General features: G+C 28.7%; 17 protein-coding genes. 8 read left to right on the plus strand and 9 right to left on the minus strand.

Going from position 1 to position 18,860, the window contains the following annotated elements; translation table 11 throughout:
- The coding region (locus QM495_RS07865; protein WP_408671559.1) for a polysaccharide biosynthesis tyrosine autokinase at positions 1-1,042 on the plus strand (1,042 nt) is incomplete at its 5' end.
- 5 nt (positions 1,043-1,047) lie between these two features.
- On the opposite strand, the gene hutI is transcribed toward QM495_RS07865, so the two are convergent.
- Positions 1,048-2,283 carry an imidazolonepropionase gene (gene hutI, locus QM495_RS07870; protein WP_408671560.1) on the minus strand — a complete coding sequence of 412 codons (1,236 nt, stop codon included), beginning with the start codon at positions 2,281-2,283 and terminating at the stop codon, positions 1,048-1,050.
- Positions 2,284-2,427: 144 nt separating this feature from the next.
- On the opposite strand from hutI, the gene pta reads away from it, so the two are divergent.
- Together pta and QM495_RS07880 are read left to right on the plus strand one after the other, a co-directional pair.
- Positions 2,428-4,524, plus strand: a complete 2,097-nt coding sequence (pta, locus tag QM495_RS07875) for a phosphate acetyltransferase (RefSeq protein WP_408671561.1) — start codon at positions 2,428-2,430, stop codon at positions 4,522-4,524.
- Positions 4,525-4,533: 9 nt separating this feature from the next.
- Positions 4,534-5,718 (plus strand): acetate/propionate family kinase, encoded by a 1,185-nt coding sequence (locus QM495_RS07880; RefSeq protein WP_408671562.1) that lies wholly within the window; start codon positions 4,534-4,536, stop codon positions 5,716-5,718.
- 71 nt (positions 5,719-5,789) lie between these two features.
- On the opposite strand, the gene fumC is transcribed toward QM495_RS07880, so the two are convergent.
- The gene (gene fumC / locus QM495_RS07885; RefSeq protein WP_408671563.1) at positions 5,790-7,187 is read right to left on the minus strand and encodes a class II fumarate hydratase; all 1,398 of its coding nucleotides are present in this window, start codon (positions 7,185-7,187) and stop codon (positions 5,790-5,792) included.
- A gap of 186 nt (positions 7,188-7,373) precedes the next feature.
- On the opposite strand from fumC, the gene QM495_RS07890 reads away from it, so the two are divergent.
- Positions 7,374-7,535, plus strand: a complete 162-nt coding sequence (locus tag QM495_RS07890; protein WP_408671575.1) for a hypothetical protein — start codon at positions 7,374-7,376, stop codon at positions 7,533-7,535.
- Between the two features lie 48 nt (positions 7,536-7,583).
- Here the strand turns inward: QM495_RS07890 and QM495_RS07895 are convergent, their stop codons facing one another.
- The 5 genes from QM495_RS07895 to prfB all read right to left on the minus strand — a co-directional run bounded on the left by QM495_RS07895 (position 7,584) and on the right by prfB (position 14,903).
- Entirely contained in the window at positions 7,584-10,034 is a 2,451-nt protein-coding gene (locus tag QM495_RS07895; protein ID WP_408671564.1) for an outer membrane beta-barrel protein, read from the minus strand.
- A gap of 219 nt (positions 10,035-10,253) precedes the next feature.
- On the minus strand, positions 10,254-10,592 hold the full coding sequence (gene arsC, locus QM495_RS07900; protein ID WP_408671565.1) for an arsenate reductase (glutaredoxin): 339 nt from the start codon (positions 10,590-10,592) through the stop codon (positions 10,254-10,256).
- 26 nt (positions 10,593-10,618) lie between these two features.
- The gene (locus QM495_RS07905) at positions 10,619-13,012 is read right to left on the minus strand and encodes a TonB-dependent receptor domain-containing protein (RefSeq protein ID WP_408671566.1); all 2,394 of its coding nucleotides are present in this window, start codon (positions 13,010-13,012) and stop codon (positions 10,619-10,621) included.
- 164 nt (positions 13,013-13,176) lie between these two features.
- Positions 13,177-13,797, minus strand: a complete 621-nt coding sequence (locus QM495_RS07910; RefSeq protein WP_408671567.1) for an HAD family hydrolase — start codon at positions 13,795-13,797, stop codon at positions 13,177-13,179.
- Positions 13,797-14,903 (minus strand): peptide chain release factor 2, encoded by a 1,107-nt coding sequence (gene prfB, locus QM495_RS07915; protein WP_408671568.1) that lies wholly within the window; start codon positions 14,901-14,903, stop codon positions 13,797-13,799. Before prfB ends, QM495_RS07910 begins: the two co-directional genes overlap by 1 nt.
- Before the next feature lie 44 nt (positions 14,904-14,947).
- On the opposite strand from prfB, the gene QM495_RS07920 reads away from it, so the two are divergent.
- The 3 genes from QM495_RS07920 (at position 14,948) to QM495_RS07930 (ending at position 16,996) form a co-directional block, all read left to right on the plus strand.
- The gene (locus QM495_RS07920) at positions 14,948-15,970 is read left to right on the plus strand and encodes a threonine aldolase family protein (RefSeq protein WP_408671569.1); all 1,023 of its coding nucleotides are present in this window, start codon (positions 14,948-14,950) and stop codon (positions 15,968-15,970) included.
- Positions 15,971-16,127: 157 nt separating this feature from the next.
- Positions 16,128-16,670 (plus strand): peptide-methionine (S)-S-oxide reductase MsrA, encoded by a 543-nt coding sequence (msrA, locus tag QM495_RS07925; protein ID WP_408671574.1) that lies wholly within the window; start codon positions 16,128-16,130, stop codon positions 16,668-16,670.
- 89 nt (positions 16,671-16,759) lie between these two features.
- Positions 16,760-16,996: a hypothetical protein gene (locus QM495_RS07930; protein ID WP_408671570.1), complete on the plus strand. Its 237-nt coding sequence runs from the start codon at positions 16,760-16,762 to the stop codon at positions 16,994-16,996.
- Here the strand turns inward: QM495_RS07930 and QM495_RS07935 are convergent.
- Together QM495_RS07935 and QM495_RS07940 are read right to left on the minus strand one after the other, a co-directional pair.
- Complete coding sequence (locus tag QM495_RS07935) at positions 16,993-17,304, minus strand: DUF6787 family protein (protein WP_408671571.1); 312 nt, start codon at positions 17,302-17,304, stop codon at positions 16,993-16,995. The genes QM495_RS07930 and QM495_RS07935 overlap by 4 nt on opposite strands.
- A gap of 101 nt (positions 17,305-17,405) precedes the next feature.
- The gene (locus QM495_RS07940) at positions 17,406-18,023 is read right to left on the minus strand and encodes a DUF937 domain-containing protein (protein WP_408671572.1); all 618 of its coding nucleotides are present in this window, start codon (positions 18,021-18,023) and stop codon (positions 17,406-17,408) included.
- A gap of 154 nt (positions 18,024-18,177) precedes the next feature.
- Here QM495_RS07940 and QM495_RS07945 point away from each other — a divergent pair, with 154 nt between their 5' ends.
- The gene (locus QM495_RS07945; protein ID WP_408671573.1) at positions 18,178-18,669 is read left to right on the plus strand and encodes a hypothetical protein; all 492 of its coding nucleotides are present in this window, start codon (positions 18,178-18,180) and stop codon (positions 18,667-18,669) included.
- The last annotated feature ends 191 nt before the right edge of the window (positions 18,670-18,860 follow it).

The following is an 18,860-nucleotide window of genomic DNA, read 5'->3' on the forward strand; positions in this document are numbered from 1 at the left end:
TAACTTTGTGTTTTTAATGCAAAAACGTTACGAAGCTGATATAGCAATTGCAGCCAGTGTCTCAGATATTTCAGTTTTAGACACCGCAAAAGATACAGGACAAGGTTTTATTTTACCTAGAGTATCCTTTAATTATATGATTGCTTTATTGTTGGGTTGTATTTTGCCGTTGTTTGTAATAATTGCAAAAGAAATATTAGACAGTAAAATTCATACTGCAGAAGATATTGAACGAATTTCTCCTATTCCAATTTTAGGTGTTGTTGGAAAAAATACAGCTGAAAATAATTTAGCGGTATTTTTAAAACCTAAATCAACAGTTGCTGAATCTTTTAGAGCACTACGATCAAATATTCAATTTTTATTTGATAGAAAGAAAAAAGACAATTGTAAAACTATTATTGTTACATCTTCAGTAAGTGGTGAAGGTAAAACGTTTGTTTCAATTAATGTTGCAACAGTTTTTGCTTTAGGAGGCAAAAAGACAATATTAGTTGGATTAGATTTGCGTAAACCAAAAATATTTACTGATTTTGAAATTACGAATGAAAAGGGTGTTGTAAATTATTTGATTGGGGAAGAAAAGAAAAGTGATATTATTCAACATACAAAAATTCCTAATTTAGATATTATAACAGCGGGTCCAGTTCCACCAAATCCATCTGAATTATTGATTGGTTCAGTAACAGATGAATTAATTAACAGCCTAAAAGAAGAGTATGATTATATTATCTTAGATACACCTCCAATTGGTTTAGTTTCTGATGCTTTAGAACTGTTAAAATATGCAGATACTACAATTTATGTCGTGAGACAAGGCTATTCGCAAAAAGGTATGCTAAAAATGATAAATGACAAATACCGTAAGCAAGAAATTTCTAATGTAGCTATAGTTTTAAATGATTTTAAAGTAAAGTCAAAATATGGATACGGATACGGATATGGTTATGGATACGGATATGGTAAATATGCTAATGGTTATCACGAAGTTGAAGAAAAATCGTTTTTAAAAAGAATATTTAAACGTACTAAAAAAAGTTAATTTCTTTAAATAGCGATTCCTTCTAAAAAAACTTGCTCAATTTTATGATTTCCAAAGGAGTATGGAATAAAACCATAGCTAGGAATTTTTTCAGTAATTATAAAATTGGCTTTTTTACCTTTACAAATACTTCCATGGGTTTTTTCTAATCCCATGGCGTATGCACCATTTATTGTTGCTGCATTAATGGCTTCTTCTGGAGTCATTTTCATTTTAATACAAGCTGTTGAGACTACAAAATTCATATTTCCAGATGGTGTAGATCCAGGATTATAATCCGTAGCTAATGCTAAAGGTAAACCAGCGTCAATTATTTTACGTGCAGGTGTGTATGGAATACTTAAGAAGTATGAGCAAGAAGGTAATGCTACAGGCATTGTTTTTGAATTTTTTAAAGTCTCAATATCTTCATCTCTCATTTCTTCTAAATGATCTACGGAAAGTGCCTTAAAATTAACACCAGCTTGAACACCTCCAATTGCTGTAAATTGGTTTACGTGAATTTTTGGAATTAATCCATATTTTGAGGCTGCTTTTAGTAACCGTTCTGTATCTTCTACAGAAAAATAACCGGTTTCACAAAAAATGTCAATAAACTCAGCTAAATTTTCTTTGGCTACACTTGGGAGGGTTTCATTAATAACAATATCTAAGTAACCACTTTTATTATTTTTAAATTCAATGGGTAACGCATGAGCTCCTAAAAAAGTAGCTTTTATAGTAATTGGAAAATTTTCATTAAGCTTTTTAATTACACGGAGCATTTTTAATTCGGCATCTTTTGCCAAACCATAACCAGATTTGATTTCTACTGCTCCAGTTCCTAATTTCATAATTTCTTTAATTCGAACTGCAGATTGTTTATAGAGTTCTTCTTCAGAGGTAGCTTGTAATTTTTTTGCTGAGTTTAAAATTCCTCCGCCATTATTTGCAATTTCTTCATAAGTTAAACCGTTTATTCTATCAACAAATTCTTGTTCTCTATTTCCAGCAAAAACAATGTGTGTATGACTATCACACCAAGTTGGTAAAACAATTTTTCCTTCAGCATTCACAGTTTTATTGGCTATTATATTTGGCAAGTTATTCATGGTGCCAAAATTTTTAATAATATCGTTCTCTATCAACAAAAAAGCATTTTTAAGAAATGGAAGAATACTCATCTCTTTTCCACAAACCCTGCTTTTAGGATAGTCTTCTATTTGTAAAAGTTCTTTGATATTAGTTATTAAAGTTGTCATTGTTTTATAAAATTTCTAATTCAAATATACAGCAATTTTTCTATGTAAAAACTATAACGATTTCGTGATAATTGTAGCAATTTTTTAATGTAATTTATAAGGTAGTGAGTGAATATTGAAGTATCTTTGTGAAAAATTTAAGTAATGAATAAAGCCATATATATAGCAACAAGTGAAGCCAATAGTGGTAAGTCTATTGTTTCATTAGGGTTAATGAGAATGTTATTAGGGAAAACGGCAAAAGTAGGGTATTTTAGGCCGATTATAGATGATATTTCAAACGGGAAAAAGGATAATCATATCAATACAATTATTTCTCATTTTGAGTTAAATATAGATCCTAATGAAGCATATGCATTTACAAGAACTCAGTTTATAAATAAACGAAATGAAGGTAAAGAAGGTGAAATTTATGATACTATTATTAAAAAATATAAAGCATTAGAAGAAAAGTGTGATTTTATGCTTGTCGAAGGTACTGATTTCTCAGGAGAAGGATCAGCTATTGAATTAGATACAAATATTTTAATAGCCAAAAACTTAGGAATTCCTGTAATTATTGTATCAACTGGTATTGGTAAAACTTTAGATGAATTTATTAGCGGGCTACATTTAGCGTATGATTCTTTTAAAGAAAAAGAAGTAGAAGTACTTGCAGTAGTTGCAAATAAAGTTAAACAAGAAAATATTGAACTTGTAAAAAAGGGTGTTGAGAAAAATTTACCTAGTAATGTATTGGTAAATGTTATTCCAATTATTCCATCATTAAGTAACCCAACAATAAAAGAAATTGCAAAAGCAATTAAAGCTAATTTTCTTTTTGGTGAAGAACATATCAATAACCAAGTAACTAGTTTTAAGGTAGGTGCAATGCAACTGAGAAATTATTTAACGCATATTGAAGAGAAATGTTTGATAATTACACCTGGTGATAGAGCTGATATTATTTTAGGAGCTTTACAAGCTCATATTTCATCAAATTACCCGAAAATTTCAGGTATTGTTTTAACAGGAGGAATAATTCCAGACGAACCTATTGTTAAGTTAATTGATGGTTTATCTCAAATCGTTCCAATTTTATCTGTAAATGAAGGTACATTTCAAGTTGCAAATAAAATAGGAAATGTACGTTCACATATGTATGCTGGAAATAAAAGAAAAATTACAATTTCATTAAATACATTTGATAAACATATTGAAATTGATAAATTAAATAAAAAATTAATTTCATTTAAAAATAATGATGGTATTACACCTAGAATGTTTCAATATAATTTGTTAAAAAGAGCTAAAACTGTTCGTAAACATATTGTTTTGCCTGAAGGTAATGATGATAGAATTATGACAGCAGCCTGTAAATTAGTTGAAATGGATATTGTTGATTTAACGATACTTGGAGATAAAGCTAAAATTGAAAATAAAATAATTAGACTTGGATTAAAATTAGATCTTAACAATGTACAAATTATCAATCCTATTAAATCTGAATATTTTGAAGATTTTACAAATACACTATATGAATTAAGAAAACATAAAGGTTTAACAATCGATATTGCAGAAGATTTAATTGGAGATGTTTCTTACTTTGGTACTATGATGGTTCATAAAGGATTGGCTGATGGCATGGTTTCTGGAGCAGCTCATACCACTCAACATACCATTAAACCAGCATTACAGTTTATTAAAACTAAACCAGGTGTGTCTGTTGTTTCTTCCATATTTTTTATGTGTTTAGAGGATAGAGTTTCAGTATTTGGAGATTGTGCAATTAATCCAAATCCAAATGCAGAGCAGTTGGCAGAAATTGCAATATCTTCGGCAGATTCAAGCAAAAATTTTGGTATAGATCCTAAAATTGCAATGCTTTCCTACTCATCAGGAGCTTCAGGAAAAGGAGCTGATGTTGATAAAGTAAGAGAAGCAACTGAAATTATTAAGAAGTTACGTCCAGATTTAAAAGTTGAAGGTCCTATTCAATATGATGCTGCAGTAGATGCAACAGTTGGTAAAAGTAAAATGCCAGATTCTGAAGTAGCAGGGCAAGCAAACGTATTGATTTTTCCAGATTTAAATACGGGAAATAATACGTATAAAGCAGTACAACGCGAAACGGGTGCTTTAGCTATTGGTCCAATGTTACAAGGTTTAAATAAACCAGTAAATGATTTAAGTAGAGGTTGTACAGTAGATGATATTTTTAATACGGTTGTTTTAACAGCTATACAAGCACAAGGCATTTAACATAAAAACATGAAAATTTTAGTAATAAATTCAGGCAGTTCATCTATTAAATATCAATTGATTAACATGCCTCAAGAAGAAGTAATTTGTTCTGGATTAGTAGAACGAATTGGATTAAATAATGCCGAAATTCATTATAAATCTGTAGAAAATGCTATCAATAAAGTTTTGGATATTCCTACTCATGAAATAGGACTTCAAAAGGTAGTTCAAGTTTTATTAGATGATAAAATTGGAGTTATTAAATCTACTGATGAAATTGAAGCTGTTGGACATAGAGTTGTGCATGGTGGAAGTACTTTTTCTAATACAACCATAATTAATAAGGAAGTTAAAGATAAAATAAAATCGTTATTTTCTTTAGCTCCTTTGCATAATCCACCAAATTTAGAAGGTATCAGTGTTTGTGAAAATATTTTTGTAAAAGCAAAACAAGTAGCGGTTTTTGATACGGCTTTTCATCAAACTATGCCAGCAGTGGCCTATAAATATGCAATCCCTAATAAATTTTTAGAGGAAGAACATATTCGTGTTTATGGTTTTCATGGAACAAGTCATAAATATGTTTCAGAAAAAGCAAATGAATTTTTAGGAAAAGAAAATACAAAATTAATTACCATTCACCTTGGAAATGGATGCAGTATGACGGCTATTCAAAATGGTGAAAGTATTGATCATACCCTTGGATTTGGACCAGTTACAGGTTTAATTATGGGAAGTAGAAGTGGAGATATTGATCATACTATTATTTATTATTTAGTTCATAATTTAGGATATTCCTTAGAAGAAGTAAATAATATGTTACAAAAAGAAAGCGGGATGCTTGGCTTAACAGGTTTTAGTGATTTACGTGATATTGAAGCTGAAGCAGCTAAAGGAAATAAAGAATGTCAATTAGCATTAGATATGAATGCTTACCGAATTAAAAAATACATTGGTTCTTATGCAGCAGCTATGAATGGTATAGATGCTATTGTATTTACTGCAGGAATTGGTGAAAATTCTGTTTTAATTAGAGAAATGGTTTGTAAGGATATGCAGTACTTAGGTATTGATTTAGACATTGAAAAGAATGATTTAAGAGCTAAAAAATTAACTGAAATTCAATCAGAAACTTCAAAAGTAAAAGTGTTAATTATTCCTACAAATGAAGAAGTAGAAATTGCTAAGCAAAGCTATCAATTAGTCAGGTAATAAAATTTTAATTATTAACAAAAAAAGCATTGAATAATTTCAATGCTTTTTTTGTTTCAATAAAATTAAATTTATTTTAAAGAACCACACATGTCTTCTGGTTTTACCCATTCATCGTATTGTTCTGAGGTAACATATCCTAAACGAACAGCTTCTTCTTTTAAAGTAGTTCCATTAGCGTGGGCTGTATTTGCAATTTCTGCGGCTTTATAATAGCCAATTTTTGGATTTAAAGCAGTAACTAACATTAACGAATTATTTAAAAGTTCATTAATTCTTTCAGTATTAACTTTAATTCCAACAGCACAATTATCGTTAAAACTAACACAAGCATCTCCTAATAGTCGTGCAGATTGTAAGAAATTAGCAGCCATCATAGGTTTAAATACGTTTAATTCAAAATGACCTTGAACACCACCAATAGTAATAGCAACATCGTTACCCATAACTTGTGCTGCAACCATAGTTAATGCTTCAGCTTGTGTAGGATTTACTTTACCTGGCATAATTGAACTTCCTGGTTCATTAGCTGGTAACATTAATTCTCCAATACCAGAGCGCGGACCAGAAGCCATCATTCTAATATCATGAGCTATTTTACTAAGGGAAACTGCTAATTGTTTTAAGGCTCCATGACTTTCAACAATAGCATCGTGTGCTGCCAGTGCTTCATATTTATTTTCAGCAGTTACAAAAGGTAATTCTGTAAATTCAGCAATTTTTTTAGCAACTAAAACATCATACCCTTTTGGTGTGTTTAAACCAGTTCCAACAGCTGTTCCTCCTAAAGCTAATTCTGCTAAATGAGGTAACGTATTTTTTAAAGCTTTTAAGCCATGAGATAATTGAGAGGCATAACCAGAAAATTCTTGACCAACTGTAAGTGGAGTAGCATCCATTAAATGAGTTCTACCAATTTTTACCACATCTTTAAATTCTTTTGATTTTGCAACTAACGTTTTTTGAAGCTTTTCAATTCCTGGAATGGTTACATCAATTAACATTTTGTAACCTGCAATATGCATTCCTGTTGGAAAAGTATCATTACTCGATTGTGATTTGTTTACATCATCATTTGGTTGAATTACTTTTTCTCCTTCTCCAATAACTCTTCCTGCAAGTTCTTGCGCTCTATTGGCAATAACCTCATTCACATTCATATTACTTTGTGTTCCTGAGCCTGTTTGCCAAATAACCAAAGGGAATTGATCATCTAATTTTCCAGCTAAAATTTCATTGCAAACTTTTGAAATTAAATCTCTTTTATCTGATGGTAAAACTCCTAATTCACAATTAGCATGTGCTGCAGCCTTTTTTAAATAGGCAAAACCTTCAATAATTTCATGTGGCATAGAGGCATTTGGACCAATTTTGAAGTTGTTTTTTGATCGTTCAGTTTGAGCTCCCCAATATTTATCAGAAGGAACTTTAACTTCACCCATAGTGTCCTTTTCAATTCTGTATTTCATAATATTTAGTTTATCTAAATTGTTTAATAATAAATGTACAAGCTATATTTTAAAGCTTATCAAAATTGCATTTTTTTTTTGATTTATTTAGTGAGAAATGTCACGTATAAAAAAAATAAAAAGATATGTGTATTATTAAAAATAAATACTATTTTTGTAAAAAACATAAAAGAACAAAACAATATTATGGATTTATCTCATTTTTCTGGATTTTTATTATTTCTAACTGTTTTTACCATGGGATTTTGGTTATTAATTTTTTTACTAACTTTTATAGTACCTTATTGGTTATTTGGAAATATTAAAGAAATTATTAAATATAGAAAAGAAGGAAAAAAAGCGAAGTAATTCATTTTTACATATAAAAAAAAGAGGCAATTTTAATTGCCTCTTTTTTTATGCTTTAAATTGTTCTTCTTCACCACCCCCGTTATAATCCCTTGGTCTTTCACGTTTCTTTTTCTGATTAAATCTATACGTAAAATTTAATAATACTTGTCGTTCTCTCCATTGAAATTCCCCTGTAGTAATTGTAGTTGGGGTATAATCTATTGATTTTCGTTTACGAGTGTTAAATAAATCGTTTACATTTAATGAAAGTGTAGCTTTATCTTTAAATAAATCTTTACTAAAAGCTAAATTAGCCATTAACATTCCTTCTCTTTTTGATTGGGCAGTATTTCGAGGACCTCTATACATTAATCTTGTTTGCCAATTTATTTTACTAGGTAAGGTAATTCTTGAATTAAAACGAGTAAACCAGCTAACATCATCAGCATCATAACTTATATTGTTGTAATTTCCTTTAGTTTGATAGCTATAAAAATTAAAACTATTAGATAAGCGCCACCATTTAAATGGATTGTAATTTGCAGTAAATTCGAATCCGTATCTGTCCTGAGAACTTAAATTTATGGGACTTCTAACAATTACCAATGTTGAAATTCCATCAATAATTCTTGTTTCTTCCTTTTGGGCAAATTCAAAATTATTTATGGAATGTTGATAATAAATGGAAGAGTTTAAAATAAATTTATTCCACTTTTTTAAATAACCTAAATCTAAAGAGTTTGTGTATGTAGGGTCTAAACTTATATTTCCCTTTCTTACATAAGTTTCACTGGTTCTTGTTTCAAATGGATTTAAAAAATAATGTCTTGGTCTGCGTAACCTTCTGTTAAAACCTAAAGTAATACTTGAAGTTTCACTAAATTCAAACCCTAAATTTATGGTAGGAAAAAACTCAGTGAAATTTTCAGTATCAATTTCATTGGTTTGAAGTAAATTAATTTTTCTATCCGTAGTTTCCATTCGTAAGCCTAACAAGTAAGAAAATTTATTTATTTTTTTACCATATTGAGAGTAAACAGCATAAATATTTTGCTCAAATTTTAAAGTGTTTGAAAAGTTGGTGTTATTGAAATACTGATTTGTAGTTTCATCAAAATCTTCTACTAAATAATCGGAATTTAATTTATTTAAATCAAATTTAAATCCAAATTCAAATTGAGAATCTTTATTAAAGGGGAGTACATAATCACTCTTAATTAAATATGAATTTGAATTTTGAAGTGTTGAATTTTTTTCAGGATTATTTATAATACTGGTAGGAAATAAATCAGTATCCGTTATGTGTGCAGAACTGTTCTGATCGGTGTTATCATATTGAAAATCAAAAGTTAATTTATGACCACTTCTTTTAAAATCTTGTGTAAAGTTTAAGGAGTATTCAGTGGTTTTATTAGTGTCATTATCCTTTTCAAATCTATCATTTGTTTTAGTTAATAGATCTAAATTATCAAACTCGTTACTTGTATTGGTTGAATTATTTAATCCATTAGATTCATTGTACAAGATAGTTCCTGTAATACTACTTTTTGAAGTTAAATAATATTCCAAACCAAACCTAGTATTAAAACTATTTCGCTTTCTTTTATATAATTTCTCTTCATTTTTTGAAGCTATTTTAGTCTTAAAATCGTCAAAATAGGTGGTAAAATTATTTGAATTTCCAGGAGCATTTCGATAGCTATAACCTGTATTTGTAAAAATATTTATTTTTTTTGAACGTAAGTTGATGTTTGCCGATCCACCAAAATTATCTGGGTTTCCTGCCGTTGCTGTTAATGAACCATTAAAACCTAATATTTTTCCTTTTCGTAAAATAATATTTAAAATTCCAGCGGTTCCTTCAGCATCATAACGAGCAGAAGGGCTCGTAATTACTTCAACTTTTTGAATAGCATCTGCTGGTAATTGCTTTAATGCATCTGTTCCATTTAAACCAACTAAGCCAGAAGGTTTGCCATTAATTAAGATACGGACATTATCATTACCTCGTAAACTTACATTTCCTTCAACATCTACGTCCACTGAAGGAACATTGTCAAGTACATCGGATGCCGTTCCACCTTTTAAGGTCATATCTTTTCCAACATTATATATTTTTTTGTCTAATCTAATTTCAACGGTACTTTTTTCAGCAATAATTTCTACTTCATCAAGTGCTTCTGCATTAATTTTTAAAATAATAATTCCTAAATCTGTTGAGCCGTTAATTATTTTATTTAAAAATGTTTTAGTATTAAATGAAATAAATTCAAATGATACATTGTAGGTTCCTTTAGCAACTTGTACCTCAAAATTACCATTAGCATCTGTAATTCCTCCAGTAATTATTTTTCCTTGAAGGGATTTAACAATTATTGTGGCATATTCTAAAGGTTGTTTAGTATCATAATCTATTATTTTTCCGAAAATTGTAACTTTTTCAGCAGCTATATTATTTGAACCAAACATATTTAAAGTAAGCAGTGCAAACAATAGAAAATATAAATAATTCTTCATAAGGTATATTTTGTTAAATATTTTGACAAATATACCTCAACAAATTAAGCTTTAATGTTAACTAGTGTTAATGATTAAATTAAGTAAATATAAAAATATAAATTGTATTAAAATTTCATAAATAGTTGAAAAACAATAAGATATGGTCTTATTAAATTTTAGGTAAGAATATAATTTTACATTTAAACATGATATAAAATGTTAAAAAAAACCTAAATTTTATAATATAGTTTTTATTATTTCAGGTGGACGGCCAATTACTGCTTTTCCATTATTTATAACAATAGGTCGTTCTATTAATTTAGGGTTTTCAGCCATAGCATTTATAATTTCAGCATCAGTAAGAGTTTTGCCTTTATAGTTTTCTTTCCAAATAGCTTCATTTTTTCTAACCAAATTAATAGGAGAAATTCCAAGTAATTTAATAATATCGGTAAGTTCGTTTTTTGTAATTGGTGTTTCTAAATATTTTATAACTTCAAATGGATTATTAGATTCTTTTAGAATTTCTAAACCTTGGCGACTTTTACTACAACGTGGATTGTGATAAATTTTCATAAAATTAATTTTTGCAAAAATAACAATTAGTAATTAGGTTTTATTTCTTTTTTATCAAAATCTATTTTTCTATCTTTTTTGCTTTGATTAAAGCGGTAAGTAAATGATAAAATAATGGTACGATACTTATTTTGTATCAAGCTTTTAGAAAAATAATTTGCATCAAAACGATCTCTATCTGTTTTTTTTGATAAAAATAAATCATCAACAGTTAAACTAATTGAAGCTTCTTTTTTAAATAAATCTTTTGAAATAGTGGCATTAGCGTAGGTATATGCTTTTCTTGTTGAAACCGGTCCCTCAGAAATTAAGTTATGTTTCACATTTGTTTGAAAGTTAAACAAATTAGGAATTTTAACTTGGGTTAATAAACTAAAAAAGCCATTAATACTTGCTTGGTTATAATTAATAGAAATTGGTTGGTTTGCTTCATTCACAGTTTTAAAAATACCAGTTTGGTCAAAGTTATAAATGTTTGCAGAAGCTGTAAAATTTAAACTTTTTGAAGCCTTAATTATTGCTGTTAAACTAGCGCCATAAATATCTACTTTACCTAAATTAACAGGTGTGGTTATTATTTTATTGATATTATTAATTTGTTCGCCAGTTTCATAAGTTACATCTTGCCAATAATCATTATATCTATTAAAAAATAAAGAGGAAACTATTGTTAATTTATTTCCATTATAAGAATAGGTTAGAGTAGCTGCATCTTTATATATAGGATTTAAATTTGGATTCCCAATGTAAGATGAGGTTTCACTAAATAGTTGTTCAAAAGGCTGAAGCTCATAATATCCTGGGCGTTGAATTTTGCGGTTATAACTTAAACTTAACGCTTTTGTATCACTAAAACTATATTCTAAATAAGTTGAAGGGAAAAAATCGTTAAATGTTTTAGTTAGTGTGGTGTTTAATGTTTGGTAATTGATTTTATAAGTTGAAAATTCAGCTCTTAAACCAAGTCCAATATAGAATTTTTCACCTTCATTTTCAAATTCAATGTAAGCAGCATGTACATCTTCTTGGTAATCAATAAAATTATCACCTGAAGTTCCAATATAGGTAAAAGGAACTTTACCAAACTCACCAGAATAACCAATATTATAGGTACTTGATTTTCCAATTGGGTTTGTAAAATCAACTGAAATTTGGTTGTTTTTTAAATTATTATCTTCAATATAATCTTCATTTGTAAAACTGAGTGTGTTTGAATTTGTTATGATATTGTTATAAATCTCATTATCATCACTATAAATAAAGTGTGCTGTTAATTTTTGACCTTCTTTTTCAAATAATTGTTGGTAATCTATAATAAACTCAAAAATCTCATCGTCAAAAACTCCTACATAATTTCTTATATTACTTTCTGTAAGTACTTTTGAAGCATCAAAAATACTAGAATTAGTTATTGTAAGTCCTTCATTATTAATATTTGTATAGTTGAGACTTGTTGTTACCGTAGCTTTATTTGATAAGTAAAAATCTGCTCCAATTGTACTATAGAATGCATTTGCTTTGTTATTGTTTTCGCTATATTCATTCAAAAATGAAGTTGTTACATCATTTTCAAAATATTCATTTTCATACGTAGCAATATTTATGGGGTTTCTATGGAAATAGGAAGCATTGGTGTAGAAATTTACTTTTTTAGATTTATGATTTAAGGTTAACATACCACCATAATGATCTTTATAACCACCAGCTGCAGTTATAGATGCATTTAAACCGTCATCTTTTTCTTTCTTTAAAATAATATTTATAATACCAGTTGAAGAAGCTTTGTACTTAGCTCCAGGATTTGTAAGAACCTCAATTTTTTCAATAGAATTAGCTGGAATAGTTTTTAAAGCATCAGCTTTAGAAAGTGAAGATGTTTTCCCATTAATTAAGACAGTAGGTGTATCAAAACCTCTTAAAGTTATTCCGCCATTTGGATCAACCGAAACTAAAGGAATATTATTTAAAATATCTGTGGCAACGCCACCATTAGAAGAAATATCTTTTCCAACAGTATAAATTACTTTATTACGCTTAAAGGCTATTGTACTTTTTTCTCCAATAATTTCAATTTCATTTAAAAATTCCATATCAATTTCAAGTTCAATAGTGCCTATATTCAGATTTCTATTGATTGAAGAAATAGTTAATTTTTTAGTTTTATAAGAAAGAAATTCAATAGAAGCATTGTATTTGCCTTTTTCAACCTCAATAGAAAATCTACCTCGTTTATTTGTAATAGTTCCGCAATATATATGTGTTGAATCTATACTTTTAAAAATAATAGTTGCATCCTCTAATGGTAATTGTGTAGAAGCATCAATTATTTTACCTGATATTGTATAATGGGGATTATTTTTTTGCTGACTAAATATAAGTGAAGGGATACTTATAATAAGCACTAAAAACAGTCTTCTCATATAAAAACTTTAATTATTAATTCGTAGCATTTTTGTAAAAATGTTTTCTTAACAAAAACATAACCTTTTTTCAAGTGCTAAAATACAAATTATTGTGAATAAACAACATTTTATAGTAAATAATTTACTGTTTGTTAGTGTATTATAAAAAATAATTAAAACATTTAGAAATTTAAATTAAAAGGGCTTAGAAATTTTAGGAGTTGAGAAGGACTTTTATAATGTATACCATTCAATTTTAATTTGTTTGAAGTTAAAATATTATCATAATTATCATCAATAAAAATGGTGTTTTCAGGAGTAATATTGTATTTATCCAATATAATTTTATAAATCTCGGGGAATGGTTTTCTAGTTTTTTCTTGGCCAGAAACAACAACACCATCAAAGTCATTAAAAAAAGGAAACAATTCTAATGCTAATTCCCATTTTTCAGCACTCCAATTAGTTAAAGCGTATATTTTATAATTTCCAGATGCTTTTAGTTGTTTAAACAACTTAACATTTTCAGAAATTGGTCCAGAAAACATGTGTCCCCATTCTTTATAAAATACTCGAATCCACTTTTCGTATTGAGGAAATTCAGCTACTTTTAATTTTACAGCTTCTTTAATAGTTCTTCCTGTATCTTGTTCTATATTCCATTTAGATGTACAAACAGTATTTAAAAACCATTGTACTTTCTCTTCATCTCCGTTAAAAATTTTACGATACACATATTCAGGTTTCCAATCAACTAAAACTCCACCAAGATCAAAAATAATTGTGTCAATTTTTCCTTTCATTACAATTCATTAGGGTTTTCTTTTTGTCCTTGTTGCATTAAATAAGCTTTAATAAATCCATCTAAATCACCATTCATTACAGCATCTACATTAGCTGTTTCGTAAGCTGTTCTAACATCTTTTACTAATTTATAAGGATGCATTACATAATTTCTAATTTGAGACCCAAATTCAATTTTTAACTTACCCGCTTCTATTTCATTACGTTTTTCACGCTGTTTTTGTAATTCAATTTCATACAATTGAGATTTTAGTAATTGCAACGCTTTTGTTTTGTTCTCTAATTGGGAACGAGTTTCAGAGTTTTCAATAACAATTTCTGATGGTTTGTGGCGTAAACGAACAGCAGTCTCAACTTTATTTACATTTTGTCCACCAGCACCACTTGAACGCATTGTTTCCCAAGTAATATCACCCAAATTTATTTCAATTTCAATACTATCATCAATTAAAGGATATACATAAACTGAGGCAAATGTGGTATGTCGTTTTGCATTGCTATCAAAAGGAGAAATTCTAACAAGCCTATGAACACCATTTTCACCTTTTAAATACCCGAAAGCATATTCACCTTCAATTTCTATAGTAACAGTCTTAATTCCAACAATATCACCAGCTTGAAAATTTAGTTCTTTAACTTTAAATCCTTGATTTTCGCTCCACATTAAATACATTCTCATTAACATTTGAGCCCAATCACAACTTTCTGTACCACCTGCACCAGCAGTAATTTGTAATACTGCGCTAAGCGTATCACCTTCATTAGAAAGCATATTTTTAAACTCTAAATTTTCAATAAGAACAAGAGTTTTTTTGTATAAACTTTCAATTTCTTCTTCGGAAGCTTCACCTTCAGCATAAAATTCAAGGAGAATTGAAGTTTCTTCAAAATTAGTAACAATAGCATTGTAATCTTCCACCCATTTTTTTTTGGAGCGAAGCTTTTTCATAATTAATTCAGCTTCTTTTGGGGTGTCCCAAAAATTTGGATTGACAGTTTTTTCTTCATCATTTGATATTTCAATTATTTTCTTGTCAATATCAAGGTAAGTTTTTAACTTGCCAATGCGTACTTGTAATTTATTTATATGTTCGTTTGATATCATTTTATCAATTAAGAAATACAAAAATAACCTTTCATTTTTAAACTATGCAAATAAATTTAATAAGCGACACAGTTACCAAACCAACTAAAGGAATGTTAGAAGCTATGATGAAGGCTGAAGTAGGTGATGATGTGTTTAAATCAGATCCAACAATAAATAAATTACAAGAAAAAATAGCGAAACTATTTGGAATGGAAGCGGCACTATTTTTTCCTTCTGGAACTATGGCAAACCAAGCTGCCATAAAATTACATACACAACCAGGTGATAAAATGTTTTGTGATAAATGGGCACACGTATATAATTTTGAAGGTGGTGGACCCGCTTTTAACGCTGGTGTTACGTCCTACTTAATAGATGGAAATAGAGGAATGTTTACTGCTAAACAACTAAGTGAGGCTGTTTCAGGTAGCAGATCAGATATTCATGTTCCATATTCTAGATTAGTTGCCTTAGAAAATACCACCAATAAAGGAGGAGGAGCTTGTTGGAGTTTTGAAGAAATATTAAAAATTAAAAAGGTTTGTACTAAAAATAATTTAGCACTTCATTTGGACGGCGCACGTTTATTTAATGCTTTAGTAGCAAAAAATGAAACTCCAAAACAATATGGAAAAGTATTTGATACAATCTCAATTTGTTTATCAAAAGGATTGGGCGCTCCAGTTGGTTCAGTTTTATTGGGTACTAAAAAGGATATGGAAAAAGCGTTAAGAATTAGAAAATTATTTGGAGGGGCTATGAGACAATCCGGATATTTGGCAGCTGCCGGAATTTATGCTTTAGATAATCATGTGGAACGATTAGCAATTGATCATACAAGAGCAAAATTATTGGGAACAGCACTTCAAAATTGTCCATTAATTAAAAATGTTGAGCCTATTGAAACAAATATTGTTATTTTTAATGTAATAGACTCTATTAATGAACAAGATTTTATAAGTCGGTTAAATGATGCTAGTATAGGACTTATTTCTATGGGGCAAGGTAAATTGCGAATGGTAACTCACCTAGATTTTACAGAATCAATGTTAGAAAGTGTAGTTCACACTATTGAAAACATTTAGTTGAAAATTAATTTTAAGACTATGTAATTATTGTTCAAAGTGAACGACTTATTCCAAAATAATAAATACAATGAAACAAAAAGCAATAGTTACTATAGTTTTAATTTTTGGGATGATTAATTTTTATGGACAATCTTCAATTTTAAAAAAAGAAAAAATGTTAAATAAATTAGAAATTGCAACTTTAGCAAATGGCTGTTTTTGGTGTACTGAAGCAATTTTTCAACGATTAAAAGGTGTAAAAAGTGTAAAATCTGGTTATACAGGAGGAACAATTAAAAACCCTTCATATAGAGAAATAACTACTGGTAGAACAGGTCATGCAGAAGCAATTAGAATAGAGTTTAACCCTTCAATTATAACATTTCAAGAAATTTTAGATGTATTTTTTAGCACACATGACCCAACAACATTAAACAAACAAGGTTATGATAGAGGTACTCAATATAGATCGGCTATTTTTTATCATTCAGAAGAGCAAAAGTTAACTTCAGAAACATTTATTTCTAAATTAAATGAAGCTAAAGTATTTGAAAGTCCTATAGTTACTGAGGTGACAAAATTCAATGTTTTTTATAAAGCCGAAGAATATCACCAAAATTATTATAACAATAATAAAACACAAGGTTACTGTATAGCTGTAATTAATCCAAAATTGGAAAAATTTCTAAAAAAATATAAAACGAAATTAAAAAAGTAATACTATGGGCATTTTCAGTGTTACTACTTAAGTATGTTCTTAAAATATGCATCAAAAATATAAACTATTATTACTAAGCGTTCTTTTTAATGGAATTAGGAATGCTTTCATTTGTTTTACCGTTTATTGGAGAATCTTCTGATGTTATTTGGACGCCACTTTCAGCCTTTTTAATTTATAAAATGTATGAAGGTGTCGAAGGTAAAATAGGAAGTATAGTTCCTTTTGTTGAAGAAGTAGGTATTTTTGAGACCGATTTATTACTAATATTTACACTTATGCAGATTTATAAATATGTACTAAAAAATAGTAAGAAGAATGATTAATCTTCTTTAAAAAAGCGTTTAAACCCAATTCTTATTAGCATTTTTTTTGTGAAAAAATTCCAAAAGAAATTAAATTGTCCAAAAATAAAGCCAACTAGAGGTAGTATAATTTGATAAACTAAAAAAATTAAAATAATTCTAACAGGCCAAAATAACCAACCATTTGTAGTTTCTTTAGGTAAACCAATAAATTCAGTTAAAGGTTTTGCAATATAAGCTGCAAAAGAACCATTTATTGAAAATACTATAATTATTAAAAGTACTTGAAAGTTTGATGTTAATCCCCAACGTTGTATTAATTTTTCCATTCAAAAAAAGTTGGATTTAAATTTACAATTATATTAAAAAAAATATGTATAGAAAGGTCAAACTAAAAAGAATGACCCTGTACCTTTTTAAAGATTATAATCTATTTACCAAATAATCCACCTAACAAGTCACCAAGTCCACCTTTCTTTTTCTTACCAGCAGCCATAATGATATCGTCAATTATATTTCCATCACCATCAGCATCTAAAAGTTGTGTAACTAAGCTTTGTTCTTTTTGAGCACCACCACCGAGTAATCCACCAAGCAAATCTCCAATTCCATCACTGTCAATTACATTTTGCTGTCTAGTCTGTTTTCCTAAATAAGCCATCACAAAAGGGGCTGCCATTTTTAATAAATTCATTGTAGAACTTAAATCCATTCCACTTTTTTTACTTATAGCTTGAGCAACATTTTGTTCTTTACCACTAAAAACATGACTTAAAATCCCAGCTCCATCAGCTAATACATCACTATTTCCTAATAAACCACCAATGTTATCTAAAAGACCTCCGTCATGTTTTTTGGATAAAGCACCCATTAACCCTTTTGCTCCTTGTGGTGTTGAAGCATTATTTTTCATTGCTCCTAAAATTAAGGGTAAAGCTGTAGTTAAAGCGGAAGATGTTTGCACTTTATTTTGTCCAAGTTGTGAACTTGCACTGTTTACCAAAGTTTTTCCTAAATCACTATTTAATAAGTCTAATAATCCTGCCATTTTTTAGTTTTAATTGTTGACAAATTAAGTAATCTTTTTGACTTTGGTTAATAAAAATAATTCAAAATATATAATAGTATCATGTGAATTTACGTTTTAAAAGTAATGGCATAAAAATTGTTATTAAAATTGAATAATATTAAAAAATGTAAGTATGAAGAAATTAGTTCTAGGAATAGTGATGGTATTAAGTGTTATTTTCATTTCAAATGCACAACAAATTTCAAATCATGCAATTGGTGTAAGATTTGGGGATAATGATGGCTTTGGTGGTGAAATTTCATATCAGCGACAATTAACTGACGTTAACAGGTTTGAAGTTGATTTAGGGTATAGAGATCATAAAGATTTTAATGCTTTTAAATTATCAGGTATGTATCAATGGGTTTGGAATATAGATGGAGGCTTTAATTGGTTTGCAGGTTTTGGTGCAGGTTTAGGATCTTGGAGTTATAATAATGGATATGTTTCAGATACTGATGATGGTATTTTTATAAATGCTGATGGTAATATTGGAATTGAATATAATTTTGAAGCACCTATATTAATCTCATTAGATTTTAGACCTGAAATTGGAGTAATTGGCGATTATGGAAAAGATACAGGGTTAGATTTAGCACTTTCAATTAGGTACCAATTTAATTAAATTACTTGTTTTTTGCATAAAAAAAACCTTGCATGCTTTTTTTTATGCAAAAAACTTATGTGAGTTTTTAAGGTTTTCTTTATCTTTCCACGAATTTTAAAACTTTTAGATGAAAAAATTAGCATTACATTGGCAAATATTACTAGGTATGGTTGCAGGTGTTTTAGTAGGATTACTAATGACACAGTTTG

The sequence above is a fragment of the Lutibacter sp. genome (assembly GCF_046055765.1).
Lineage (GTDB): Bacteria > Bacteroidota > Bacteroidia > Flavobacteriales > Flavobacteriaceae > Lutibacter.